General features: G+C 70.4%; 28 protein-coding genes. 17 read left to right on the forward strand and 11 right to left on the reverse strand.

Annotated elements, in window-relative coordinates:
• Positions 1 to 29: 29 nt before the first annotated feature.
• Positions 30 to 221, reverse strand: coding sequence for a fibronectin-attachment protein (FAP) (locus tag CIW48_RS14745; protein WP_149311450.1), 192 nt, complete (start codon positions 219 to 221; stop codon positions 30 to 32).
• Between the two features lie 144 nt (positions 222 to 365).
• Here CIW48_RS14745 and pgeF point away from each other — a divergent pair, with 144 nt between their 5' ends.
• The 3 genes from pgeF (at position 366) to CIW48_RS14760 (ending at position 3,204) form a co-directional block, all read left to right on the forward strand.
• Entirely contained in the window at positions 366 to 1,136 is a 771-nt protein-coding gene (gene pgeF, locus CIW48_RS14750) for a peptidoglycan editing factor PgeF (RefSeq protein WP_149311547.1), read from the forward strand.
• A 268-nt stretch (positions 1,137 to 1,404) separates the two neighbouring features.
• Positions 1,405 to 2,244 carry a porin family protein gene (locus CIW48_RS14755; protein ID WP_149311451.1) on the forward strand — a complete coding sequence of 280 codons (840 nt, stop codon included), beginning with the start codon at positions 1,405 to 1,407 and terminating at the stop codon, positions 2,242 to 2,244.
• A 201-nt stretch (positions 2,245 to 2,445) separates the two neighbouring features.
• On the forward strand, positions 2,446 to 3,204 hold the full coding sequence (locus CIW48_RS14760; protein WP_149311452.1) for a DUF2076 domain-containing protein: 759 nt from the start codon (positions 2,446 to 2,448) through the stop codon (positions 3,202 to 3,204).
• Between the two features lie 103 nt (positions 3,205 to 3,307).
• On the opposite strand, the gene CIW48_RS14765 is transcribed toward CIW48_RS14760, so the two are convergent.
• Positions 3,308 to 4,099: a L,D-transpeptidase gene (locus tag CIW48_RS14765; protein ID WP_149311453.1), complete on the reverse strand. Its 792-nt coding sequence runs from the start codon at positions 4,097 to 4,099 to the stop codon at positions 3,308 to 3,310.
• 269 nt (positions 4,100 to 4,368) lie between these two features.
• Between CIW48_RS14765 and CIW48_RS14770 the strand changes: the two genes are divergently transcribed.
• The 6 genes from CIW48_RS14770 to CIW48_RS14795 all read left to right on the forward strand — a co-directional run bounded on the left by CIW48_RS14770 (position 4,369) and on the right by CIW48_RS14795 (position 9,545).
• Positions 4,369 to 5,085 (forward strand): protein phosphatase CheZ, encoded by a 717-nt coding sequence (locus tag CIW48_RS14770; protein ID WP_091787727.1) that lies wholly within the window; start codon positions 4,369 to 4,371, stop codon positions 5,083 to 5,085.
• Positions 5,086 to 5,159: 74 nt separating this feature from the next.
• A complete protein-coding gene (gene uvrC / locus CIW48_RS14775; protein WP_149311454.1) occupies positions 5,160 to 7,226 on the forward strand; it encodes an excinuclease ABC subunit UvrC in 2,067 nt (688 codons plus the stop codon).
• Positions 7,227 to 7,299: 73 nt separating this feature from the next.
• Positions 7,300 to 7,899 (forward strand): CDP-diacylglycerol--glycerol-3-phosphate 3-phosphatidyltransferase, encoded by a 600-nt coding sequence (pgsA, locus tag CIW48_RS14780; RefSeq protein ID WP_173009270.1) that lies wholly within the window; start codon positions 7,300 to 7,302, stop codon positions 7,897 to 7,899.
• A gap of 54 nt (positions 7,900 to 7,953) precedes the next feature.
• Entirely contained in the window at positions 7,954 to 8,205 is a 252-nt protein-coding gene (gene moaD / locus CIW48_RS14785; RefSeq protein ID WP_091787718.1) for a molybdopterin converting factor subunit 1, read from the forward strand.
• A 216-nt stretch (positions 8,206 to 8,421) separates the two neighbouring features.
• Complete coding sequence (locus CIW48_RS14790; RefSeq protein WP_149311455.1) at positions 8,422 to 8,652, forward strand: hypothetical protein; 231 nt, start codon at positions 8,422 to 8,424, stop codon at positions 8,650 to 8,652.
• A 503-nt stretch (positions 8,653 to 9,155) separates the two neighbouring features.
• Entirely contained in the window at positions 9,156 to 9,545 is a 390-nt protein-coding gene (locus CIW48_RS14795; protein WP_149311456.1) for a hypothetical protein, read from the forward strand.
• 10 nt (positions 9,546 to 9,555) lie between these two features.
• On the opposite strand, the gene CIW48_RS14800 is transcribed toward CIW48_RS14795, so the two are convergent.
• On the reverse strand, positions 9,556 to 10,332 hold the full coding sequence (locus tag CIW48_RS14800) for an SDR family oxidoreductase (RefSeq protein ID WP_149311457.1): 777 nt from the start codon (positions 10,330 to 10,332) through the stop codon (positions 9,556 to 9,558).
• Positions 10,333 to 10,481: 149 nt separating this feature from the next.
• On the opposite strand from CIW48_RS14800, the gene CIW48_RS14805 reads away from it, so the two are divergent.
• Positions 10,482 to 10,892 (forward strand): flagellar biosynthesis repressor FlbT, encoded by a 411-nt coding sequence (locus CIW48_RS14805; protein ID WP_149311458.1) that lies wholly within the window; start codon positions 10,482 to 10,484, stop codon positions 10,890 to 10,892.
• A 13-nt stretch (positions 10,893 to 10,905) separates the two neighbouring features.
• Here CIW48_RS14805 and flaF read toward each other — a convergent pair whose 3' ends face one another.
• Positions 10,906 to 11,277 carry a flagellar biosynthesis regulator FlaF gene (gene flaF, locus CIW48_RS14810; RefSeq protein WP_149311459.1) on the reverse strand — a complete coding sequence of 124 codons (372 nt, stop codon included), beginning with the start codon at positions 11,275 to 11,277 and terminating at the stop codon, positions 10,906 to 10,908.
• A 168-nt stretch (positions 11,278 to 11,445) separates the two neighbouring features.
• On the opposite strand from flaF, the gene CIW48_RS14815 reads away from it, so the two are divergent.
• Entirely contained in the window at positions 11,446 to 11,691 is a 246-nt protein-coding gene (locus CIW48_RS14815; protein ID WP_149311460.1) for a hypothetical protein, read from the forward strand.
• Here CIW48_RS14815 and CIW48_RS33250 read toward each other — a convergent pair whose 3' ends face one another.
• From CIW48_RS33250 to CIW48_RS14825, 3 genes are all read right to left on the reverse strand, one after another.
• Positions 11,692 to 11,829, reverse strand: coding sequence for a hypothetical protein (locus CIW48_RS33250; RefSeq protein WP_173009271.1), 138 nt, complete (start codon positions 11,827 to 11,829; stop codon positions 11,692 to 11,694).
• An 88-nt stretch (positions 11,830 to 11,917) separates the two neighbouring features.
• On the reverse strand, positions 11,918 to 12,232 hold the full coding sequence (locus CIW48_RS14820; protein ID WP_244514146.1) for a hypothetical protein: 315 nt from the start codon (positions 12,230 to 12,232) through the stop codon (positions 11,918 to 11,920).
• A 138-nt stretch (positions 12,233 to 12,370) separates the two neighbouring features.
• Complete coding sequence (locus CIW48_RS14825) at positions 12,371 to 12,880, reverse strand: metallophosphoesterase (protein WP_149311461.1); 510 nt, start codon at positions 12,878 to 12,880, stop codon at positions 12,371 to 12,373.
• Positions 12,881 to 13,038: 158 nt separating this feature from the next.
• Here CIW48_RS14825 and CIW48_RS14830 point away from each other — a divergent pair, with 158 nt between their 5' ends.
• The 6 genes from CIW48_RS14830 (at position 13,039) to CIW48_RS14855 (ending at position 20,658) form a co-directional block, all read left to right on the forward strand.
• Positions 13,039 to 13,758, forward strand: coding sequence for a cytochrome c biogenesis protein CcdA (locus CIW48_RS14830; protein ID WP_149311462.1), 720 nt, complete (start codon positions 13,039 to 13,041; stop codon positions 13,756 to 13,758).
• A 39-nt stretch (positions 13,759 to 13,797) separates the two neighbouring features.
• The gene (gene selD, locus CIW48_RS14835) at positions 13,798 to 14,844 is read left to right on the forward strand and encodes a selenide, water dikinase SelD (protein WP_149311463.1); all 1,047 of its coding nucleotides are present in this window, start codon (positions 13,798 to 13,800) and stop codon (positions 14,842 to 14,844) included.
• A gap of 86 nt (positions 14,845 to 14,930) precedes the next feature.
• Positions 14,931 to 16,937, forward strand: a complete 2,007-nt coding sequence (locus CIW48_RS14840; protein WP_149311464.1) for a glycosyltransferase — start codon at positions 14,931 to 14,933, stop codon at positions 16,935 to 16,937.
• Positions 16,934 to 18,046 (forward strand): glycosyltransferase, encoded by a 1,113-nt coding sequence (locus CIW48_RS14845; protein ID WP_149311465.1) that lies wholly within the window; start codon positions 16,934 to 16,936, stop codon positions 18,044 to 18,046. The genes CIW48_RS14840 and CIW48_RS14845 overlap by 4 nt, the downstream gene beginning before the upstream one ends.
• Positions 18,047 to 18,326: 280 nt before the next feature.
• On the forward strand, positions 18,327 to 19,802 hold the full coding sequence (locus tag CIW48_RS14850; RefSeq protein WP_149311466.1) for a GumC family protein: 1,476 nt from the start codon (positions 18,327 to 18,329) through the stop codon (positions 19,800 to 19,802).
• 61 nt (positions 19,803 to 19,863) lie between these two features.
• The gene (locus CIW48_RS14855; protein WP_246695251.1) at positions 19,864 to 20,658 is read left to right on the forward strand and encodes a WecB/TagA/CpsF family glycosyltransferase; all 795 of its coding nucleotides are present in this window, start codon (positions 19,864 to 19,866) and stop codon (positions 20,656 to 20,658) included.
• A 2-nt stretch (positions 20,659 to 20,660) separates the two neighbouring features.
• Here CIW48_RS14855 and CIW48_RS14860 read toward each other — a convergent pair whose 3' ends face one another.
• The 4 genes from CIW48_RS14860 to CIW48_RS14875 all read right to left on the reverse strand — a co-directional run bounded on the left by CIW48_RS14860 (position 20,661) and on the right by CIW48_RS14875 (position 23,437).
• A complete protein-coding gene (locus CIW48_RS14860) occupies positions 20,661 to 21,236 on the reverse strand; it encodes an NUDIX hydrolase (RefSeq protein ID WP_091787671.1) in 576 nt (191 codons plus the stop codon).
• 38 nt (positions 21,237 to 21,274) lie between these two features.
• Positions 21,275 to 21,544, reverse strand: coding sequence for a sulfurtransferase TusA family protein (locus CIW48_RS14865; RefSeq protein ID WP_149311468.1), 270 nt, complete (start codon positions 21,542 to 21,544; stop codon positions 21,275 to 21,277).
• Positions 21,545 to 21,625: 81 nt separating this feature from the next.
• The gene (locus CIW48_RS14870; RefSeq protein WP_246695254.1) at positions 21,626 to 21,940 is read right to left on the reverse strand and encodes a hypothetical protein; all 315 of its coding nucleotides are present in this window, start codon (positions 21,938 to 21,940) and stop codon (positions 21,626 to 21,628) included.
• Between the two features lie 129 nt (positions 21,941 to 22,069).
• Positions 22,070 to 23,437 carry a glutamate--cysteine ligase gene (locus tag CIW48_RS14875; protein WP_149311470.1) on the reverse strand — a complete coding sequence of 456 codons (1,368 nt, stop codon included), beginning with the start codon at positions 23,435 to 23,437 and terminating at the stop codon, positions 22,070 to 22,072.
• Positions 23,438 to 23,560 lie beyond the last annotated feature (123 nt).

The following is a 23,560-nucleotide window of genomic DNA, read 5'->3' on the forward strand; positions in this document are numbered from 1 at the left end:
TCCTCGGCCCCGCGCGGGGCCGGAATCGGTCAGCCGAAGGAACCGAAGCCGGAATCGGTCTGGCTGGACGGCCGCGGTGTCGGCGGCGCCGGCGGGTTAAGGTCGTTCGGGTCGAAGGCAGCGGGCTCGCCCGTGACGGGATGGGCGGCCGCAGTCGGGATCCGGGGCTCTTCGGCCTCGGGCGTCTCAGGCAGGGCGTCGGTTTCGATCCCTCGTGACATTGCGATCCTTCTCAAGGCGGAGCCGGATCGGCTCCATACTGCAATGCAGCAAGAATCTGACGCTTGAACGACATCGTCAAGGGACAACCCTTGCGGTATCCGGGCGCCTCAGGGGCAAGCGAGAGGCCGACCGTGACCGCAGGGATGTTCATCGAGGCGCCGGAACTCTCGGCGCATGCGGGCGTGCGCCACGCCTTCTTCACCCGCGTCGGCGGGGTTTCGGAGGGTCTCTACGCGACCCTCAACGGCGGTCTCGGTTCCCACGATGCGCCAGAGCGGGTCGCCGAGAACCGGGCGCGGATGTGCGCCCAGCTCGGCCTGATGCCGGATCGGCTCGTGAGCCTGTATCAGGTCCACTCGGCCGACGTGGTCACCGTCGAGGCGCCCTTTGCCGGCCCCGAGCGACCGAAGGCCGACGCCATGGTCACGCGGGTGCCGGGCCTCGCGCTCGGCATCGCCACGGCGGATTGCGGACCGATCCTCTTCGCGGATCCCGAGAACGGGGTGGTCGGCGCCGCCCATGCCGGCTGGAAGGGCGCCCTGACAGGCGTGATCGGCGCGACCGTGACGGCCATGGAGGCGCTCGGCGCGCGGCGGAGCCGGATCGTTGCCGTGCTGGGCCCGACGATCGGGCAGGCTTCCTACGAGGTCGGCGCGGATTTCATCGCGCGGTTCCGGAGCGAGGCCCCCGGCCTGGAGCGCTTCCTCGGACCCGGCACGCGGCCGGGACACGCGCAGTTCGACCTGCCGGGTTTCATCCTGGCCCGGCTCGTCGAAGCCGAGGTGGGCGAAGCCAAAGCGCTCAACCTCTGCACCTACGCGGATCCCGAACGATTCTACAGCTTTCGGCGGACCACGCATCGCGGCGAGAGCGATTACGGCCGTCTCATCTCCGCCGTGACGCTCGTGCCCTGACGCCGCGGTTCCCGTCGGGACAGGGGGTGCGACACTTTGTCGAGGCGGGACCTGGAAAAAAGCGTAGCCGTAAATGAACCTTGGCCATTCGACAGCGTTGGGGGGTCAAGGTGCCGGGGAAAAACGGCGGGTTGCCATAAGGGGCCGCGTGAGCGGTCGGCGACACCGCGGAGCGAAAAGCAGCCCTGGAACCGCTGGAACACAACCAGATCCGGTTACGCCGCTGTCCGGTCCACGGGCGGCGCGAACCACCAGTGAGGACCAGATCATGAAATCCCTGCTCCGCGTCACCACCGCCCTCGCGGGCGTCGCCTTCGCCGGCTCGGCCTTCGCCGCCGACCTTCCGCGCCGCGCCGCGCCGCCGCCGGTCTTCACCCCCGTCCCGGTCTTCACTTGGACCGGCGCCTATTTCGGTATCAACGCCGGCTACGCCTTCGACGCCAGCGACCGCAACACCGGCAACACCTTCGCCGTCCCCTTCCCCTACGGCGCCCCCGGCACCGTCGCCTCCTTCCGCAACCGCAGCCAGGACGGCTTCTCCGGCGGTGGCCAGGTCGGCTACAACTACCAGTTCACCCCGGGTTCGGGTGTCGTGATCGGCTTCGAGGCCGACGCCCAGTACCTCGACTTCGGCCGCAGCCGGAACAACGCCTTCGTCTCCGGCGCCGTCGCCCCCGGCTACTACCTGACCGATCCGCGCGGCCTCTCCAGCCTCGACTTCTTCGGCACCGTCCGCGGCCGCCTCGGCTACGCCTTCGACCGCACCCTCGTGTACGGCACCGGCGGCTTCGCCTACGGCTCGGGCAGCGCCGACCGCTCCTTCGGCGGCTTCGCCGGCAACGACAGCTTCCGCACCGGCTGGGCCGCCGGCGGCGGCATCGAGTACGCCCTGCCCACCGACTCGTTCCTGAACTTCTTCCGCTCCTCGGCCGTGACGCTCAAGGTCGAAGGCCTGTACGTCAACCTCGACCGCGGCACCCGCAACCAGGGCGCGTTCGTCATCAACGCCGCCAACAACTTCCCGGTCGTCTACAGCGGCGTCGGCCGCCGCGACGACCAGTTCGCCGTCGTCCGCGCCGGCCTGAACTACAAGTTCGGCACGTTCTAGGATCCGCTCACCGGCGCGGCTCGCGCCGCGCCCAAAGCCTCCGAACACGGGAAGCCCGGCCGCCAGGCCGGGCTTCTCGCTTTTGACGGCCTGCAGATGAAGTTTTCGCAATCCCCCTGACAAAGCGTCGCCGCGCACCCATGTCGTGTCTGCCATGCGGCGCGTTCGGGCCCGCGGGTGAGATTCGAGGAGGACGACTCCATGAACAGCGAAGAACGCGACGTCATTTCGGGAATCTTCCAGCGGCTGGAGCAGGCGCAGTCCCAGCCCCGCGATGCGGAGGCGGAGCGCTTCATCGCCGAGAAGATCCGCACCCAGCCCTACGCCCCCTACGCGATGGCGCAGCTGATCTACGTGCAGGAAGAGGCGATCAAGAGCCTGAACCAGCAGCTGGAGCAGGCCCGAAGCCAGGCGGCCTCGGCCCAGCCCTCCGGGGGCGGCGGCTTCCTGTCGAGCATCTTCGGCGGCGGCCAGCAGCGCCAGGAGCCCCAGCCCGGTTACGGCCAGCCGCGTCCGGCCGGTCAGCCCTGGGGCAATCAGGGTGGCCCGCCGCAGGGCTACCCGCAGCAGGGCTATCCGCAGCAGGGTGGCTACCCGCAGCAGCAGGGCGGTCCGTGGGGCGGGCAGCCGCAGGCCCCGGCGCGGGGCGGCGGCTTCATGGCGACGGCCCTGCCGATGGCGGCGGGCGCGGCGGGCGGCATGCTCCTCGGCAGCGCCCTCTCGAACGCCTTCGCGGGCGGTCATTCGAGCCTCGGCAGCGCGGCGGCGGCCGGCCTCGGCGGCGGCAGCGGCGAGACCATCGTCAACAATTACTACGGCGACGGCGGCAACCAGGATCTCGGCTCGGCCCTCGACAACAGCGGCGGCGATCTGGGCGGCCTCCAGGATGCCGGCTACAGCGATCCGGGCGGTGATTTCGGCGGCGACCTGGGCGGCGGCGACGACAGCGACTGGACCTGATCGAGCCGGCTTCAGACGCGGAAGGCCCGGTCGCGTCAGGCGCGGCCGGGCCTTCCCGTATCCGGATGAGGCGGGCCCGCGATCGGGCGGCGCCGACGGGCGCTCAGAGCACCTCGACGCGCGCGCCCACCGGCACGCGGTCGTAGAGGTCGATGACGTCGTCGTTCATCATCCGGATGCAGCCCGACGAGACCGACTGCCCGATCGTGTTGGGCTCGTTGGTGCCGTGGATGCGGTAGAGCGACGAGCCGAGATACAGGGCGCGGGCGCCCAGCGGGTTCTCCGGCCCGCCGGCCATGTGGCGCGGCAGATCGGGGCGGCGGGCGAGCATCTCGGGCGGCGGCGTCCAGTCCGGCCATTCGGCCTTGCGGCTGACCGTCTTGAGTCCGCTCCAGGCGAAGCCGGGCCGGCCGACGCCGATCCCGTAGCGCAGGGCGCGCTGCCCGCCTTGCACGAGATAGAGGTGCTTGGCGGCGGTGTCGATCACGATCGTGCCGGGCTTCTGCCGCCCCGCGAAGGCGACTTCCTGGCGCTGGTATTCGGGTGCGACCGCGCGGGCGATCCGGCTCGGATCCGCCTGGGGCGCTCCGTAAGCGACCGCGGGCGGCGCGCCGTAAGCCTGTCCATAGGCCTGTCCGGACGCTTGGCCGTAGGCCTGGGCGGGCTCCGGCTCGGCCGGAATAAGGTCGCCGGAATAGGCCGCGACCCGCTGCGGCGCCGCGGAGCGCCGCGGCCAGGCGCGCCCGCCCCCGCCCGCTTGGCCGGTGACGAGGTACTCGATCAGGCCGCCGCCGTAGCCGCCCTCGGCGTAGCGCGCCTGTTGCGCCTGCACCGGGCTGCACAAGACGAGTGCGGCCGCGGCCACCCCCATTCCGAATCGGACTGAACCCCGCATCGCCGCACGCTCCCGCGCCGGGGCTCGTGCTCCCGGCCCGCGAACAATCCCGCGGCATTTTACCGAATCCGGTGAACGAACGTGGTGAATTGCTTCGGAAGCACGGCCTCTCCGGCGTCAGACGCCGCCAGCGTGAATCGCGGGTTAAGCCGCGCATCGCGCCCGCGATCGAACGCGCCAAGGCCCCGGAAAAAGCTTGGCGGTCACAGTCCGCTAACCGATGTGGTAGAGAGTTGCGTCGACCGAACACGAACGCTCACGCCCGGACGATGACCCAGAAGCGCTATCGCATCGAAGACAGCCTCGGGCTTGCCGTGGCTCCCCCGCCTGAGCCAGGCCTCACCGCATCGAGCGCGCGACTCGAGGAAATCTTCAGCGCCATCCAGGACTTGCGCCGCGTCACGCAGATGAGCGCGAGCGAGACCATCGAGTCGTGTCGCCGCGAGCTGCACGAGGCGCTGGCGATGCGCACGGAACTCGACGTGATGAAGGAGGCGATCACCCGCACCAAGTCGGAGCTGGCGACGCTGCACCGGACCGAGAATACCGGCAAGGGCATGCGGCGTGCGGCCGACGAACTCGATGCGGTGGTCGATTCGACAGAGCGCGCCACCACGCAGCTGCTCGGCGCGATCGAGGAGATCGAGAGCCACGCCGGCATGCTCAACGCCGCGACGCTGCCGCCCGGCGTGAAGCCGCATGTCGACGTGATCCTCGAGCGCGTGATCACCGCCTACGAGGCCTGCAACTTCCAGGACCTGACCGGCCAGCGGATCACCAAGATCGTCAGCGTGATGAAGTTCATCGAGGAGCACCTCGACCGGCTGATCGCCACGTGGTCGGAGCTCGACAGCTTCAAGGAGCTCATCACCGTCATGCCGGTGCCGACCTCCCTGGACGACGAGAGCTCGCTCCTCAACGGGCCCAAGCTCGACCACGATATCGGCCACGTGGACCAGAGCGACATCGACTCGCTGTTCGATTGACCGATCGGACCGGGCGCGCGATTTTTGTCGCCGCCCCGGTCCCCCTGGCGGTCCGGAACGCTTAGATCTGCGGTATGAGCCGCAGAGCCCTGACAGACCTGCCCCCCGACACCTTCGACGACGGCCGCGACGCCGAGCGGGACGAGACCGCCGACGAGCCGGAAGCCGGCCTCCCCGATTCGGAGGCGCCGGAGATCGACTTCGACTTTGAGCCGGGCGCCGTCCAGGCCGGCACCGAGGTGATCCGCCGGTTCTGGTCGACCCTGCCGACCTCGCCCGGCGTCTACCGGATGTTCGATCATCGCGGCGACGTCCTCTACGTCGGCAAGGCCAAAAACCTGAAGGCGCGGGTCGGCTCCTACGCGCGGGGCCAGGCGCACTCCAACCGCATCGCCCGGATGATCTCGCAGACGGCGGCGATGGAGTTCGTCACAACCGCGACCGAGACCGAGGCCCTGCTTCTCGAAGCCAACCTGATCAAGCAGCTGAAGCCCCGCTTCAACGTGCTGATGCGGGACGACAAGTCGTTCCCCTACATTCTGGTCACCGACGACGGCCCGGCCCCGCAGATCGTCAAGCACCGGGGCGCCCGGCGCCGGAAGGGCAACTATTACGGCCCCTTCGCCAGCGTCTGGGCGGTGAACCGGACGGTGAACGCCCTGCAGCGCGCCTTCCTGCTGCGCACCTGCACCGACAGCTACTACGAGAACCGCACCCGGCCCTGTCTGCTCTACCAGATCAAGCGCTGCTCCGGCCCCTGCACCGGTGAGATCGCCAAGGAGGATTACGCCGCCATGGCGGATTCCGCCCGTGCGTTCCTGGCGGGCAAGTCGAATGCCGTGAAAGACCGGATGCGCACCGAGATGCAGGCAGCCTCGGAGGCGATGGAATTCGAGCGCGCCGCCCGCTTCCGGGACCGGATCGCCGCGCTCTCGGCGATCCAGGGCGTTCAGGGGGTCAACACGCAGGGCGTCGAGGAGGCGGACGTGTTCGCCCTCGACGAGCAGGCCGGCCAGTTCTGCATCGAGGTGTTCTTCTTCCGGAACTTCCAGAACTGGGGCAACCGCGCGTATTTCCCGAAGGCCGACCGGACCATGACCCCCGACGAGGTGCTGGGCTCGTTCATCGGCCAGTTCTACGACGACAAGCCGGCGCCGCGGACCGTGCTGACGAGCCACACGATCGAGGATGCCGAGCTGGTGGCGGCGGCGCTGTCGAGCCGCGTGGAGTACCGGGTCGAGATCCACAGGCCGAGCCGCGGCGAGCGGAAGAACATCGTCGACTACGCCCAGCGCAACGCCAAGGAAGCCCTGGCCCGGCGCCTGGCCGACACGGCCTCCCAGGGCAAGCTGCTGACAGCCCTCGGCCAGGCCTTCGCACTCGGCCGAACGCCGCGCCGAATCGAGGTCTACGACAATTCGCACATCATGGGCACGAACGCGGTCGGGGGCATGATCGTCGCCGGCCCGACGGGCTTCATGAAGACGCATTACCGCACGTTCAACATCAAGTCCGAGGATCTCACCCCGGGCGACGATTACGGCATGATGCGCGAGGTGCTGCAGCGACGCTTCAAGAGGCTCGTGAAGGAGGCGCCGAGGACCGAGCGCGAGGCGAATGCGGCGGCCGCCGAGGGCGGCGCGCCGGAGCCGGGTCCGGCCCCGGCGGAGGAGAGCGAGGCGTTTCCGGCCTGGCCGGACCTCGTGCTGATCGACGGCGGCAAGGGCCAGCTCGATGCCGCGCGGGCGGCGCTGGAAGAGGTCGGCGTCTCGGGAGTACCGCTGATCGGCGTCGCCAAGGGCCGCGACCGGGATGCCGGGCGCGAGACGTTTTTCGTGCCCGGTCGGCCGCCCTTCAAGCTTCCGCCGCGCGATCCGACGCTCTACTTCGTGCAGCGGCTCCGCGACGAGGCGCACCGCTTCGCCATCGGCAGCCATCGAGCCAAGCGGAAGCGTGAGATGGTGAGGAACCCCTTGGACGAGATCGCCGGAATCGGGCCAAGCCGCAAACGCGCGCTGCTGCATCACTTCGGGACGGTGAAGGCGATCCAGAGCGCCGCCTTCGAGGATCTGGCCAAGACCCCGGGCGTCAACGCCGCCACTGCGCGGGCGGTCTACGACTTCTTCCATGCCGGCGCCTGAGAACCCGGCCGCGATGGCCGAGCCCGGTCCCGGGGCGTTGACGCCCGGGCCGCGCTCTGATTTCACCCCAGCGATGAACGCCGTCCTTCCCCGACGACGGTCGCCGGCCTGGACGCTCGCGAACTGCCTGACCTACGGGCGCCTCGTTGCCGTGCCGGTGATGGTCGCGCTTCTGTTCTGGCCCGAATCCCACACCGCCCGGTGGACGGCTTTGGGCGTGTTCGTCGCGGCTGCGATCACCGATTACCTGGACGGCTACGTCGCCCGGACCTACCATCAGAGCTCGGCGCTCGGGCGGATGCTGGATCCGATCGCCGACAAGCTTCTCGTCTCGGCCTGCCTGCTGATGCTGGCGGCGGATCACACCATCGCCGGCCCGAACATCTGGGCGGCGATCGTGATCCTGTGTCGCGAGGTGCTGGTCTCCGGCCTGCGCGAGTACCTCGCCGAGCTGAAGGTCGGTGTGCCGGTCAGCAGGATCGCGAAGTGGAAGACCACCGTGCAGCTCCTGGCCCTCGGCTTCCTCGTGGCCGGCCCGGCGGGCGAGACGGTGCTGCCCGGGACCGAGTCGATCGGGCTCACGCTGCTGTGGCTCGCCGCCGCGCTCACGCTCTGGACCGGCTGGGACTACATGCGGGCCGGGATCAAGCACGTCATCGACGATCCGCGCTGACGGATCTGCTCGCGGGATGCGCGGTTCCGACCCTGCCTTGGCTACGGTGATGCGATGAAGCTCGTCTATTTCGCCTGGGTCCGCGAGCGGATCGGCCGCCCCGAGGAGGAGCTGGCGCCGCCGCCGGAGGTCGCCACCGTGGCCGATCTGGTCGGGTGGCTTCGGGGCCGGGGCGAGGAATATGCCTACGCCTTCGAGGATCCGGGCGTCGTCCGGGCCGCGATCGACCGGACGCATGCCAAGCCGGACGCGCCGATCGCGGGGGCCCGCGAGATCGCCTTCTTCCCGCCGATGACGGGCGGCTGAGCCCCGGCTGGGCCGCGCACGTAGTTCACCGGGGTTGAATCGGCGCCGGTTCCGCGGTCCTTAGCGCCGTCGCTCCGGCTGCGCTTCAGGCCGAACGGCGCGCGGGCCGAGCCAAGTTTCCTACGGGCTCGGCCCGCCTTCGGCCCTCAGAATCCGCGGAACGCTCAAGTTGGCATGGCCGTTACCCGGTACCGAAATCGGTATTGGAGTTTCAGCATGCGCATGACCTTCCTCGCGACCGCCGCCCTGTTGAGCCTCGGCGCCGCCGCGCAGGCCCAGACCACCGTCATCGAGCGCGACCGGCCCGCCGTCGTCGTCGATCGTCCGGCCTCCGAGTCCAAGTCCGTGACCGTTCATGAGCATGGCGACGGCTGCGTGACCAAGACGGTGCGCAAGGAGAACGACATGGGCGACTCGAAGACCGTGAAGAAAGAGACGTGCGACTGAGTCGTCCGGCCCTGCGCGGCTGACGCGTCGGCCTTCGGCACTCGAAGGCCGCGCCTGTGCGCGGGTGCGGGTTCAAAGGACAGCGTCCTCGGGGGCTGCCGGGAAGTGGCGCCCTCCTCTGCCGGTTCGGGGCGTCACAAACGGCAAGACTACTCCGCGCGTCACTGTCTCGCACCGAATGCGCCGCGCCGTCATTCCGGGCCGCCGAAGGCGAGCCCGGAACCCAGCCCCACCGACGGCGCCCTGTTCTGGCACGTCGGCGTGGCTGGATCCCGGCTTCCCCTGCGCGGCTCCGGGACGACGGGATGAGGAGGCGTCGGAAAGTCCAGTCTATTCATCGGCCTCTGGCACGGCCCCTCCTTCGTGGGTCCCGGGATCGAGGATCGACACGCCGCCGCGGCCGGTTCCAGAGCAGGAATCGGGATGCTGGCGGGCCAGATACCGTCGCAGCATGAGCCCTGTTCTCCAGAAGCTTCGTCATGCGACCCGCCGGTCATCCGAGCATGTCCACGTCCGACCGGGCGGTGCTGGTCGGTCTCTCGGTCCTGTGGGGTGGCTCGTTCTTCTTCGCGGGCGTCGCCCTTTCGGCACTGCCGCCCTTGACCCTGGTGCTCCGCCGGGTCGGGATCGCCGCGCTCGCCCTAAACCTCGTCTATGTCGTCTATTTCCGGATCCGGGCGCGGGCGGGCGCGACGAACCTGTCGCGGGTCACCGTCCTGGTCCGGGTCTCGGCGATCCTGTCGGGTGCGCTGGTCCTCGGTAAGCGTGTGGACGCCCGCCACCTGTCCGGCATGGTCGTGTTCGCCGTCGGTCTCGCCGCCACCGACGGTCGCCTCCTGCGGCGCCGGGACAGGCCGGCGCGGTCGGCGGCGGGGGCCGCGCCGGTGCGTTGACCCGCCCTGCTCAGCGCCAGCCGGCATCCACGAAATAGCCATGGCCCGTACACATCCGGGCATCGTCCGAGGCCAGGAACAGGACCAAGGCGGCGACATCGGCCGGCTGGATCCGGCCGTCGAGGCATTGTGCGGCGACGATCTCCGCCTCGCCCTCCGGCGTGTACCATCTCTCCTGGCGGGGCGTCTGGACGCTGCCGGGCACGATCGTCGCCACCCGGATGTTATCGCGGCCGAGGTCGCGGGCCAGGGCGCGGGTCATGCCCTCAATCGCCGCCTTGGCGGTCTGATAGAGCGGCATCTCCTTGAGCCCGAGATGCCAGCTGATCGATCCGAAATTGAGGATCACGCCGCCGCCCGCGCGCCGCATCGCCGGAATCGCCGCCTGGGCGGCGAAGAACAGATGGCGCAGATTCACCGCCATCCGGTCATCCCAGTAGGCGGGTGTCACCTCCGCGAGGCTGTGGCGGTCGTCGTTTCCGGCATTGTTGATCAGGACATCGAGGCCGCCCAGGACCGTATCCGCCTCCGCGACCAGCGTGCGGACCGCCTCGACATCGGTCAGGTCGCAGTGCCGGTAGAGCGGCGCGTGCACGGCTCCCGGCCCGACACGCGCCACCAGGGCGCGGGCCGCATCCTCCGCGATATCGCAGAACAGGACCCGCGCGCCCTGCCCGACGAAAGCGTCGACAAGCCCCTCCCCGATCCCCGAGGCGCCGCCGGTGACCAGAACGCGCTTGCCGGCGAGGCTCGGATACCGGGCACGCTGATCGGGTCGAGCCGTCATCGGACCTCCTCGCCACATCCGTCGCGACTTGATTTGTCTGAGTTTATCACCATCGCCCGCGACCGCAACGGCGGCGCGCAGGATGGGAGTTCTCAAAGCGTTAACGGTTCGCGCATGAGATGGCCGGGTCTTCTAGAAAGGAACGCCCGATGCCCCTGCGCTTGGAACTCAAGCCGTTCGAGCGGCTGATCATCAACGGCGCGCTGCTGCGCAACGGCGACCGGCGCTCGACCTTCCTGATCGAGACGCAGTGCAAGTTCCTGCGCGAGAGCGAGATCATCACGGAGACCGAGGCCGACACCGTCTGCAAGCGTCTTCACCTGACGCTGACGGTCATCTACCTCGCCGACGATCCGACGCCGGGCATCGACCTGTTCTTCCGGCAGGCGACGGATCTGCTCGGGCTCGCGCCGGCCGCAGCCGCGCAGATCGCCGCCATCGCGGAGGCCGTCGAGGCCGGCGAGTATTACCGGGCGCTCAAGCTGAGCCGCAAGCTCGTGGAATGGGAGACCGCCGGCGCGGTCCCCGAGGCTGAGGCACAGGCTCCGGCGGTTCCCTGAGAGGCGCCAGGCCTCAGCCGGGATTGCCCTGGAGGCCCGCGGCGATGTGGTTGTTGATCGACACCAAAGTGGCGATCTTCTCCGGCGTCGGCGCGATCATTGCGTCGATGCAGCTCTGGAGCACGTACACGCCCAGGCGCCCGACGCCCTGCTTGACGTCACTGGGAAGCGGGTTCTCGTCGGACGTCGCCTCCGAGGTCAGCAGCGTCCAGACGCGCTGGTTGTAGGTCAGGGCCTCGTTGATGCGTCCGGCATCGCCGGTGGCGAGGCCCTGACTGGCACCGAGCAGCTTCTGCGCCGCCTTCAGCAGGACCGCGGATTCGGCTTCGCGGGGCGTCAGCGCGCTGTGGGAGGTCTTGGCGTAGGCGTTGGCGGCGTAGTTCATCGGCGGTCCAGCCCCGTCGTCGGGCCTGCCTGGGCGGCAAGCTGGCGCGTAGCTGTCGCAGACCAGGAGTTAAAAGCGCGTGAGCGTCAGATCCGCCATGATGCCGCCGGGTTGGTTATCAACCACGCTGTGTGGCCCCAAGGGCTCGGCCCCCGGATCCCAACCCCGATGCTGAATTTCGTTCTCGGAACTGTGGCCGGCGGTCTGATCGCCTGCGTGCTGACCATCGCGGCAGCACGGCAGCCGGAGGTTCAGGCCCGCCTCGGCCTGGTTCCCGCGGCGGTTCCGACGACCCTCGCGGCGGTCACGAAGCCGTCCGAGCCCGATTGCGGACGGCGGACGGAGCCGGCTCCGAAGGTCGGCTCCCAGGATATGCTGTTCAACCGCCAGCGGTTCTGGTCGGTCGCGCCGTGATCAGAACGTGCCGATCAGCATGAGCAGCATCGTCGTCGCGACGGTGGTGCTGACGAAGCCGCAGAGGGCGGCCGCGAAGGACGGGCCCGTGCGGGTCACGGCGGGCTCGATCTCGTTCGAAAGCGTGGCGGGGGTCATGGGCGCAGAACCTTTTCGGCGACCTGTGTCGCGCGTATCGGGGTGATGCTGCAGGAACGGGGTGTCCGAGGTGCGGGCGCGCACCCGATCAATCGCAGCGGTTAATTTTCTTGGCGATCCGCAGGCCCCGCAATTCGCTGCGGAGATCGATCGCCACGACGCCCTCGCCGCATCGCTCGAATGCGTCGCGGGCATCGTCGTAGCGGTCGCCGACCTCGTCGAGCGTGTCGCAGACGCGGTCATGATTGCCCAGGCGGGCTTCCTGACGCGCCTGAAAGCGCAGGGCATTGGCCTCGTCGACCTTGCGCTGGGCTTCGATGCAGGCCGGCACAGCCGACGCCGCGGAAGTCAGGGCGAGGCCTGCCAGAAGGCTGGCGAGGCAACGGGTCAGAGTGGCCGACATGGCACTCACGGGAACACTCACACACGGCTTGTGAAGGTCGATCCGTAGGCGGATCGACCTGGTTTCTCGGAGCGGCACGGGTCCACTCCCTCTCTGTCCGCTGAAACGGTGAAGCTCATGTGAAAGTTCCGACCCGAATCACCGCTTCCGGCGCAGGCGGGAGGTCAGAATCGCGGCGAGCGGCACCGGGGCCGGCCCCATCGGGTCGACGCCGACATCGTACTGCTTCGGCATCGGCTTGAGCTTGCCGTGGCTGTGCCCGTGGAGGTTGAGGGCACCCCGGCTCATGCCGTTCCAGGTGCGGAACGCGTAGTGGCAGAGCACCACCATCCGCCCCTCGACCGCGACTTCCGCGTAGTGCCGCACCGAGGCCCAGTCGGGCGCGTCGAGGGTATCGGGCCCGTCGTTGTTGCCGACGATCAGGTGCTTCTCGCCGTTCAGGCCGGCGAGGATCTCGCGGATCCGGGCGCCGCTCGGCCCGAGGGCGAAGTCGCCGAGGTGCCAGACCGTGTCGCCGGGCGCGACCGCCGCGTTCCAGGCCGCGATCAGCCCGGCATCGTGGGCCGCGAGATCCGGATAGGGCCGGTGGTCGAAGCGCAGCGCCCGCGGATCGCCGAAATGCGTGTCGCCCGTGAAGAAGATGGCCACCGGTCTGCTCCGCCTCGCCCGGGAACGCCACGGGACTGCCGCCGAAATCGGCCGGCGGCCGCCTTGTTCCCGCGGCCCCGCGTCCGCCTGGCGCGTTGACGGCCCGCGCGGCAGGGCCGAGACCTCCGCCCGGCGAGCGGGATCGGGAGCGCGAGGGTATGCTCGGAACGGTGGGATTCGCCTTCCTGGCCGGACTCCTGTCGGTGCTCTCGCCCTGCGTGCTGCCGCTGATCCCGATCGTGCTCGGCACCGCGGCCGCGGAGCATCGCCTCGGCCCGGTGGCGCTCGCCGCCGGGCTTTCGATCGCCTTCACGGCGATCGGGCTGTTCGTCGCCACGATCGGGTTCACCCTCGGCCTGGACGGCGACGTGTTCCGGAGCGCCGGCGCGGTGCTCCTCGTGCTGTTGGGCGTGGTGCTGATGGTGCCGCGGCTGCAGGCCGGGGTCGCGACGGCGGCTGGTCCGGTCGGAGCCTGGGCCGAGGAACGCTTCGGCGGCTTCGGCGCGGGGGGCTTGTCCGGCCAATTCGCGGTGGGCCTGCTGCTCGGCGCCGCCTGGAGCCCCTGCGTGGGACCGACGCTCGGCGCCGCTTCGCTGATGGCGGCCCGGGGCGAGCATCTCGGGAGCGTCGCCCTGACGATGCTGGCCTTCGGGATCGGGGCCGCGGCCCCCCTGATGCTCCTGGGCTTCGTCTCCCGCCAGGCGCTGCTGCGCTGGCGCAGCGGCCTCGCCGCGGCCGGACGGGCCGCGAAGTCCGCTCTGGGCGCCGTGATGGTGCTGCTCGGCCTGCTGGTGCTGACAGGGCTCGACAAGCGGGTCGAGGCTGCGGCCGTCGCGGCCTCCCCGGACTGGCTCAACGCGCTGACGACGCGGTACTGACTCGGGAACGGCCCAGGACGTCCGGAACGGAGATCAGCGATGACCGATGCCCCCCGCCTGACCAGTCTTGCCCATGGCGGCGGCTGCGGCTGCAAGCTCGACCCCGCCACCCTGCGCCAGCTCCTCGCCCAGCAGCCGGCGGCCGGCCCGTTCGAACGGCTCCTCGTCGGCAACGAGACCGCGGACGATGCGGCCGTGTGGGAGCTGGAAGACGGCACCTGCATCATCGCCACCACGGATTTCTTCACCCCGATGGTGGACGACCCCGTCGATTTCGGCCGGATCGCTGCGACGAACGCCATCTCGGACGTCTATGCCATGGGCGGCCGCCCGATCCTGGCGCTCGCGATCCTCGGCATGCCGCTCGGCAAGATCGACCCGGAGGTCGTTGCGCGGATCCTGCGGGGCGGCGCCGAGACATGCGCCGAGGCCGGCATCCCGGTGGCGGGCGGCCACTCGATCGACGCGCCCGAGCCGATCTACGGGCTCGCGGTGATCGGCACCTGCCGCCGGGAGGCGGTGCGGCGCAACGCCGACGCGATGGCCGGAGACGTCGTCCTGCTCACCAAGGCGATCGGGGTCGGAGTCTACTCGGCGGCGATCAAGCGGGCGACCCTCGACGAGGCCGGCTACCGCGACTTCATCGCCACCACCACCCTGCTCAACCGGATCGGACCCGAACTGGCGGCCGATCCCGCCGTCCACGCCCTCACCGACGTGACCGGCTTCGGCATCCTGGGTCACGGCCTGGAGATCGCCCGCGGCGCCGGCCTCACGTTCACCCTCGAGGCCGATGCACTCCCCCTGCTGCCGCAGGCGGAGGCGCTGGCGCGCGCCGGCGCCGTCACCGGCGCCTCGCACCGGAACTGGGCGGCGTTCGGCGAGGCGGTCGACCTGCCGGAGGACTTCCCGGACTGGCGCCGCCACCTCCTGACCGATCCACAGACCTCGGGCGGCCTGCTGGTGACCTGCTCGTCCGACCGGGCCGAGGCGATCCTCGCGCGCATCCGCGAGGCCGGCTACCCGGCAGCCGCCCGCATCGGCCGGATCGCGGCCGGCCCGGCCCGGATCCGCGTGGACGGCTGACACGCCGCCGGCACCGAGAGGCAATCTTCAACCTTCCCGTCCACGCTGCCGCCCCGAACGAGACCCGAGCCGCCGTCAGAGCCGCCTTGACCGACGCCGCAGACATCTCATCGCCTGCCCACGGCGTCGCCGGCTGGCCGTTCGGGCGCCAAGCCCCCGGCCCTGCTCGTCCGGCGTCGCTGCCCGACGGGCGCCCATGGCCGCGGATCCGGATCGTCACGGTGGCCCGGGCGGGCGCGGCGCCGACGGGGACCGTCGCGTCGGTCCTGCGTCAGGACTATCCGGAACTCCGGCACGACGTGCTGGCGCCGGGAACCGCCCGCGCCGCCGTGGAGCGGATCCTGGCCGATCCCGGTCCGGACCACCTGCTCTGGCTCAGCGCCGGCGACCTGCTCGCCCCGGGGGCGCTGATCGCGCTGGCGCTGGAGGCATCGCTCACCGATGGCGACGCGGTCGCTGGGCTGCGCGTCCTGTTCGACGACGCCGTCCGCGGCCTCGACGGACCCGGTCCTGCGGAGGTGATCGGCGGCCGCCTGTCCGCGGGCGGCGGGATCCTCTGGCGGCGTAACGCCGTGGCTACCCACGCGGTCCTCGACGCCGACGGTATGCTGCATGAAGCGACCGCCTGGTCGAGGACCGCCGGGAACCGGCGGAGCCTGATCGGCCGTCCGGCGCTCCTCCACAGGCTGCATGCGGATGTGCCTCCGCCCGGCAACGGCCTGTCGATCGTGTCGCTCACCGGGACGGGCACCCAGGGCGGCGCCGGCGTGGCCCAGCGCCGGCTCGCGGAGGCGCTGACCCTCGCGGGTCATCGGGTCGCGGAGATCATCCTGAGCGGCCGCCCCGAAGCTGCCGAGTGGCGCGACGTCTTCCCCCGGGCGGAGGCGGCAATCGCGGAGGCCGCCCCGGATCTCGTCCTCGCCGGCAACCTGCACGGCGCCACCCGCAGCCTCGACGTCGTCGGCCGTCTGGCCCGACAGGGACCGGTCGGCCTCGTTCTGCACGACCTCTTCCCTCTCACGGGCCGGTGCGCCCATCCGCGCGCATGCGGACGCGCCGCGATCGGCTGCGATGCGGCCTGCCCCAGCCCGGACGAATACCCGCAGCTGGCCCCCGGCCGGATCGCCGACATGCATGGCCGCAAGCGCGCGGTGCTGGCCGGCGACGCAGGGGTATCCGCGACCCCATCACCGGCTCCCTGGCTGCTCGCCAATTCCGACTGGACGCTGGCGCGGGCTCGCGAACTCGCGCCGCCCGGAACTGTGGTCGAGCCGATCCGCCTCGCCTTCCCGACCGCCGTGTTCCGGCCCGGTGCTCGCGCGGAGCTACGCGGCCGCCTCGGCCTGCCGCCCGACGACGTGCTGATCCTTGTCTCCTCGGTGATCGTCGACGGGCCCGACAAGGGCTTTGCCGATCTCCGGGCGGCGCTGCAGGCCGTAGCGGGGCCGGGCGTCGGCGTGGTGGCGATCGGCCGGCTCGACGATCCGGCCCGGCTCGGCGTCGCGAACCTCTTCGCGCCCGGCCTCATCGCGGACGAGGCGGTGCTGGCGGCGTGGTACGGCGCCTGCGACCTCCACGTCACCGCGAGCCGTCACGAGACTCTTGGGCAGACGCCCATCGAAGCCGGCCTGTGCGGCGTGCCGACCCTGGCCTATCGCACCTCAGGGCTGACCTCGGCGGTGATCGACGGCGTATCCGGCCGCCTCGTGCCGACGCGGCCGGGCGCCCTCACCGAAGCCCTGGCCGCCCTGGTCGGTGACCGGGAGGCCCGCACGCGGCTCGGAGCCTTCGCGCGCATCGCCCTCGAGAGCCGCTACAGCCCGGCCGCGGCGGCGCTGTCCCTGGAGGCGGTGTTCCGGCGACAGGGCTTGCCGGACCGCGCGACCCATCCACGCTTCGCACCCGCGATGCTCGGGCATTTCCCCTTCGCGGCCGATCTGCAGACAGGCGCGACCGGCACCGTTCCGGCGGTCTCGCCTCCGCTCGTGCGCCGGCTGCGGCGGGCCAAACAGATGATGTTCGGGCGCCGGATGCCGCTCTTCGTGCGCCGGTGCCTCTATCTTGCCGGCGCGCTGCGGCGGCGTGCGCCATGACGGCCGGCAAGGCGAATCCCGATATGGTGCGGCGGCGGATCTACCTCGACCAGACCCATCTGCGGGCCCATGTCACGGGGATCGAGCGGGTCACCCTCGACCTCTTCGCCCCGGACAGGCTCGCTCCGCACACGGTGCGGCCGGTGACCGCCGGCTCCCTGCCGGACATGATCGCCGCGCAGCAAGTCGGCCTCCCCGCGCGGGCGCTCCTGGACCGGGACGCGCTGTTCCTGTTCCCGGGTTTCCCACCGGGGCCTCTCTGCGCCGTCGCGGCGGCGCGGTGCCTGCTCTACGTCCACGACACGTTCCTTCTGACGCGGAAGGCGGATCTGAGCCTGCGCAGCCGAATCTACATGAGCCCGAGCTTCGCCCTCGCCCTGCGCTGGTGCCCGAACCTGTTCGTCAACAGCCGCACCACCGGCGCGGCCGTGCGCGCGCTCTGCGCGGCGCGCGCCCGCGTCGCCCTGCTGCGGCCCCCCGTCCGCGACGCCTTCGGCCTTGGCGACCTGCCGGGACCGGCGGCCTACGGGCCGGGCGGAACGCTGCGGCTCCTCGCCATCGGGACCATCGAGCCGCGCAAGAACTATCCGGCGACCCTCGCCCTGACGGCGGCGCTGATCCGCGCCGGCATCCCTGCGGAACTCCACCTCGTCGGCCGGGTCGGCTGGGGACGGCATGCCTTCCTGGAGGCGCCGCCGCCATTCCTGCACCGGCACGGGTACCTCGCCGACGCAGAGCTGCGTGCCCTCGCCGGGTCGTGCCACCTGCTGGTCTCCACCTCCAAGGCGGAGGGGCTGGGCCTGCCGCTGCTGGAAGTCCAGCATGGCGGCCTGCCGGTCGTGGCGCCGGATGACCCGGTGTTCCGCGAGGTGCTGGGGACATCCGGCCTGCTCATCCGGCCGGAGGATCCCGACGGGGCAGCCCGGGCCGTCGGCGCCTGGCTTCGGGATGGCGGCCCGGCCCGCGCGGCGGCGGCGAGCCGGGCCAACGTGGCCGGGTGGAACGCGACCGCGGCCGAGGACGGCCGGCGCTTCCAACGGTTCCTGGCGGGCGATCCGACCGCATACGCGGCGCTGGAGTCAATTGTCGCACAGGGTGGCAGCGCCTGAGGTGGCTCACGTCGTCCCCAGCAAATCGGAAACTTTAAGTGCTCTGTTATCGTGACACTCATGATCGCATCGGTAAGCGATATCTGCGGGCTTCCTGACGCAAGAGCCACATCGGGGCGATACGACTGGTCCGGTATGCTGATTGCTGGGCTCCCGAAGAAGGCGACGCCTCGGGCGAGCACCTGTTCCGGATCGGCACGAAGCTGGTCAGAAAGGGGACGGGCGATGCAGGGGGCGACGGGCGGTGGTCTCCGCCCGGGCAGGTCAGGGAGCGAGGCGTATGTTCGACTTCTCGACACGGATGAGCGGCGACCAGCCCGTCCGGATGGTGCTGCCGCAGGTCACGCCGTCGCCGGACAGCCGCGTGATCCTGCGGCGCCTGTGGCGCGGCAGCGGCTTCATCGTGCTGGGCGGCCTGTTCATGGTCGCCGTGGCGGTCGCCCTGCTCGGCCTGATCCCGCCGCGTTATACATCCAGCATCCAGGTTCTCGTGGATCCCAGCGACCTGCGGGTCGTCGAGAACGACGTGAATGCGCGCCAGCCCCAGGCCGACAGCGGCGTCTCGATCGCCGAGAGCCAGGTGCGGGTGATCCAGTCCGACAGCGTCCTGCGCCGCGTGATCGCCAAGCTCCGTCTCGATCAGGACGAGGAGTTCGTCCTGCCGGACGGCGACAACCCGACTCTCACCTGGATCAAGGGCGCCCTTGGCATGCTGCCCCCGCCGGCGAGCCGCGACCCCGTCAACACCGCCCTCGACACGCTGCAGAACCGGCTCAGCGTCCGGCGGGCCGAGCGGACGTTCGTGATCGACGTCTCGGTGCAGTCCCGCGATCCCGAGAAGGCCGCCCGCATCGCCAATGCCATCGGCGACGCGTACTTCGCCGAGGAGGCCGCAGCCCGCACCGAGACCGCGCGCCGCGCCTCCGAGGCCCTGGCCGGGCGGCTCAACAGCCTGAAGCGAGACGTCGAGCAAGCAGAGGGCGCCGTGGTCCGCTACCGCGAGGATCACAAGCTCGTGGCCGCCAGCGGCCGCCTGCTCACCGACCAGCAGCTCGGCGACCTGAACCAGCAGCTCGTCACCGCTTCCATCAAAACGGCCGAGGCGAAGTCGCGGCTCGATCAGGCGCGCCGGATGCGCTCGTCCGATCCCAGCACCGCTTTGCCGGAGATGCTGCAATCCCTCGAGATGCAGGCTCTGCGGCAGCAATATGCCACGCTGTCCCGCAACACCGCGGAACTCGCCACCCGCCTCGGCGAGCGCCACCCGGCCATGGCCGAGCAATACGCCCAGCAGCGCGACCTGCAGCGCCTGATCCAGCGCGAGAAGGAGCGGATCATCGAGACGACTCAGAAGGATTACGACCGCGCCGCCGCCAGCGAGGCGGCGATCCGGGCCAGTCTCGACCGGGTGAAGAACGAGACGGCGACCAGCGACCGGGCCTATGTCGGCCTGCGCGAGCTGGAGCGGACCCTCGATGCCCGCCGCGGCATCTACGAGGCCTACCTGAAGCGCGCCCGCGAGGCGAGCGAGCAGGAGCGGCTCAACACCACCAACGTCCGGATCATCTCGGCCGCGACGCCGGCGCGCCAGCGGACCTTCCCGCCCTCACCCAAGATCGTCCTGCCTGTGGCCCTGGTCCTGGGCCTGCTCCTCGGCGCCGGCATTGCCCTGCTCCTCGGCGCCGACAGCGACCGCCGCCGCCATCGGCGCGCCGCCACCCGGCCGGCTGCGAGCTTCCGGGCCGCCGATGCGTGACATCGGGGAGATCGGTCTCTACCTGGGCGCCGTGGATCCGGTCCGCGGGGAGGCACAGACAATGAGCGCCCCGGCTACCACGGCATCCGGGTCGCCGCAGGCGGCCACGACCGTCGCGCTCTTCGGATATCGATTCCATACCGGTTCCGCAGAGGCCCTCTTAGCCGCTATCGCGGCCCGGCGGGACGGCCGGCCGCGGATGATCGTCACGGCGAATGTCGATCATATCGTCCAGCTCAGCGAGAATGCCCTGTTCCGCGAGGCCTACGCGCGCGCCGCGGCCAGGACCCTCGACGGGATGCCCCTGGTCTGGCTGGCTCGGAAGGCCTGCGGCCAGCCCGTGCATCGGATCACGGGCCACGATCTCCTGGGCTGCATCCTGGCTGATCCGCCGAACTTCGCGCAGCGGGTGTTCTTCGTCTCCGCCCGCCAGGATGCGGCTGACGCGCTTGCCACCCGGCTTCAAGCAGCGGGCCTTCCATCTGGAGCCGTGGCCAGTGCGGTGCCGCCCTTCGGTTTCGAGAACGATCCGGCTTACAGCCGCGCCCTGGCAGAGCGGATCCGTGCCCACGGGACCACGCTGCTGGTGATGGGAGTCGGCGCCCCCAAATCCGAGATCTGGGTGGACCGGCACGGCCAAGCGCTCGGCGAACCGGTGGTGTTCTGCGTGGGCGACGCCCTGAACGTCGCGGCTGGGTTCCTGCCGCGTGCGCCGGACTTGATGCAGCGTCTCGGCCTCGAGTGGATCTACCGATTCCTGCAGGCGCCGCGGCGGCTGTTCCGCCGCTACTTCATCAAGTCCTGGCGCTTCATCGGCCTCGCCCTGCAGGATCGGACGCGGCGAAGCGCAAACTGACCTCAGCGACTCTCTGCGAAGAGGTCCGGCCGCTGCAATTGGAGCGCGAACAGCAGCGTCAGCGACTTCATGTCGGTGATCGCCCCACGGCGCCCCATGGCGGCCAGTTCCGGCAGCGGGATCTCGTGCACCGCCACGGCCTCGCCCTCTGCGGCCAATCCGCCGCCGGTCCCGGTCCGGTCGGCCTCGCCATAGGCAGCGAGGAACAGGTCCATCCGCTCCGTGGAGATCCCCGGCATCGACCAGGTGCTGGCAACGAAGTCGAGCTGGCTCAGGCGCAAGCCCGTCTCCTCCATCGCCTCGCGCCGCGCCTCGTCCGCGGAGTCACCTTCATCGAGGAGACCGGCCGGCACCTCGATATGGCTCGGTGGTCCGCCGGAATAGAGGACCGGCGCCCGGAACTGCGAGACAAGCGTGGCGACCCGACGCTCCGGATCGTAGGGGAGCACCGCAACCGCGCGGCCGTGATCCTCCATCTCCCGCGTGATGCGGGTCCCATCCTCCTGCATCACCTCGGCGACGAGGTAGCGCGCCCAACCGTCGTGTACGAGGCGCACGCCCCCGATCCTCGCTGCCATGCCAATCCCACCTTGCTTCCGGAAGGCTGACGGATCGTTCAGGAATGCGGCGGCCTTGCGGACAGGGTGATGCGGAAGCGCAGGCGTCGCTCAAGCGGCCCCTCGAGCCGCTCGACGGCGTCGAGGCGGGCGCCTTCCTCCCGCACGAGGTTCGGGATGTCGAGGGCGGCCAGTGGATCGGTGCAGGTCACCACGAGGGTTCGGCCGCCTGCGAGGCTGCGCAGGACCTTGCGCGTGCGCAGAACCGGGAGCGGACATTTCAGGCCGCTGAGGTCGAGATCGACGCAGTCCGCATCCTCATCCCGCACGCCGGAAGCTCCCGAGCCAGCGCTGAGGCCGGCTCCCGGCGCGTCATAGGCATCCCCGCGTCGCAACGCCAGCCGCCATCCTCACCATTCGTAATAGCCGAAGGCCGGTCCATAATAGCGGTCCGGCGCAGTCCAGGCATAGCGCGGGCCCGAATAGCCATAGTCGAAGCCGTGGCTCGGCACCGGGGCGTAGGCGTAGCCGTAGCCGAATGGTGCGGGATAGCCGTACTCGCCGTAATAGCTGTATTGCGGCCGGCCGCGTGCGGCCACGGTGACCGCGATGCGGCCGCCGCGTCCGTTATGCCAGCGGCCAGCCGTTGGCGACGGACCGGGAGCCTCGAAGCGCCCTAAGTCAGCGGCCTGACCTGCATCCACTCCTGCAGACAAGGAAGCCATCCCAAGCAGGACGAGGGCAAGGATGCGAATCACGATACGGACCCTCCAGGGCTCGAGGCCCGATGGAACGTTCCATTAGCACGTTCGGACCGCGATTCGCTTCGGCTTCCGCGATCAGTCAGACGGCGCTCAGAAGACGCATTCGGTGAAGGCCGGACGCACGCAGGCGCCCCAGCGGCGTTCATAGTCAGCGAGCAGATCCTCGGCTCTGGTCCGGCCCGCTGCGACGATAGCCTCGAGGGGTTGCAGGTAGATCGCCTCGTCCCGCCCCTCGGCGTCGCGGCGGCCGCGTGCCCGCAGTCCCGCTCGGGCGATGGCCAGGGCCTCGGCGGCGACAGCACCGAGCGTGGTGTTGGCCACCGGGGTTGCGAGGCCGAGGCGCGGCGCGGTTGCCCGCGCGGCCTCGCGGTTGGCCGTGCTCCACCCCTTCACGAGGTCGAGCGCCGCATCGAGGGCGACCTCGTCGTAGAGGAGCCCGGCCCAGAAGGCCGCCTGGGCGGCGATCATGCCCGGGTCGCCGACATCGGCGCCGCGCATTTCCAGGAAGCGCTTGAGCCGCACCTCGGGGAAGGCGGTGGAGGCGTGGTTAGCCCAGTCCGATACCGTCGCGAATTCGCCGGGGAGTTGCGGCAGGTTGCCGGCCATCAGATCGCGGAACGAGGCGCCGGACACATCGTGGTAGGTGTCGCCCCGCTTGACGAAGTACATCGGCATGTCGAGCAGCCAATCGACATAGGCCTCGTAGCCGAACCCCAAATCGAACGCGAAGGGAAGCATCCCGGTCCTATCGGCATCGGTGTCGCGCCAGATCTCGGACCGGCGGGAGAGGAAGCCGTTCGGCCGGCCGTCGGTGAAGGGCGAGTTGGCGAAGAGTGCGGTGGCCACCGGCTGCAGCGCCAGGGATGCGCGCATCTTGCGCACCATGTCGGCCTCGGAGGCGAAGTCGAGATTCACCTGCACGGTGGCGGTACGCAGCATCATGTCCAGGCCGAGGGACCCGACCTTCGGCATGTAGCCGGCCATGATCCGGTAGCGGCTCTTGGGCATGACCGGAGTCTCATCCCGCCGCCATTTCGGGCTCATGCCCAGCGTCAGGAAGCCGATGCCCAGGGGATCGGCTACCCGCTTGGTGGCAGCGAGATGCGTGGCGAGTTCCGCCGCGGTGGCATGTACGTCGGGAAGCGCCGCACCGGACAGCTCGAACTGGCCGCCGGGCTCGATCGAGATCGCGCCGCCCGCCTCCGCCGACAGGCCGATGATGTTGCCGAGATCGAGGATCGGTTCCCAGCCGGTCTCGCGGGCAAGCCCTTCGAGAAGCGCTCGGATGCCGTTGCCGCCCTCATAGGGAACCGGTGCCCGGTTCTCCCGGTAGAACGGTATCTTCTCGTGCTCGGTGCCGATCGCGAAGCGCGCGCGCGGTTTCTCGCCCGCCGCGAACCATTCGACCAGTTCGGCGCGCGTGGTGAGCGGCGTGGTATCGTTGCTGTCGCGCGCCATGCGCTGCCTGCCCGCGTCTGACCTGTGCCTGGGAATGGGCGCGCCGAACTACTCCGGCGGATCCACCCGGTACAAACCCGCCCTTGCGAACGGGATCCGGGCGGACACCCGCCCCCGACCCCG

Origin of the sequence: Methylobacterium sp. P1-11 (assembly GCF_008329595.1) — a bacterium.
Classification (GTDB): domain Bacteria; phylum Pseudomonadota; class Alphaproteobacteria; order Rhizobiales; family Beijerinckiaceae; genus Methylobacterium.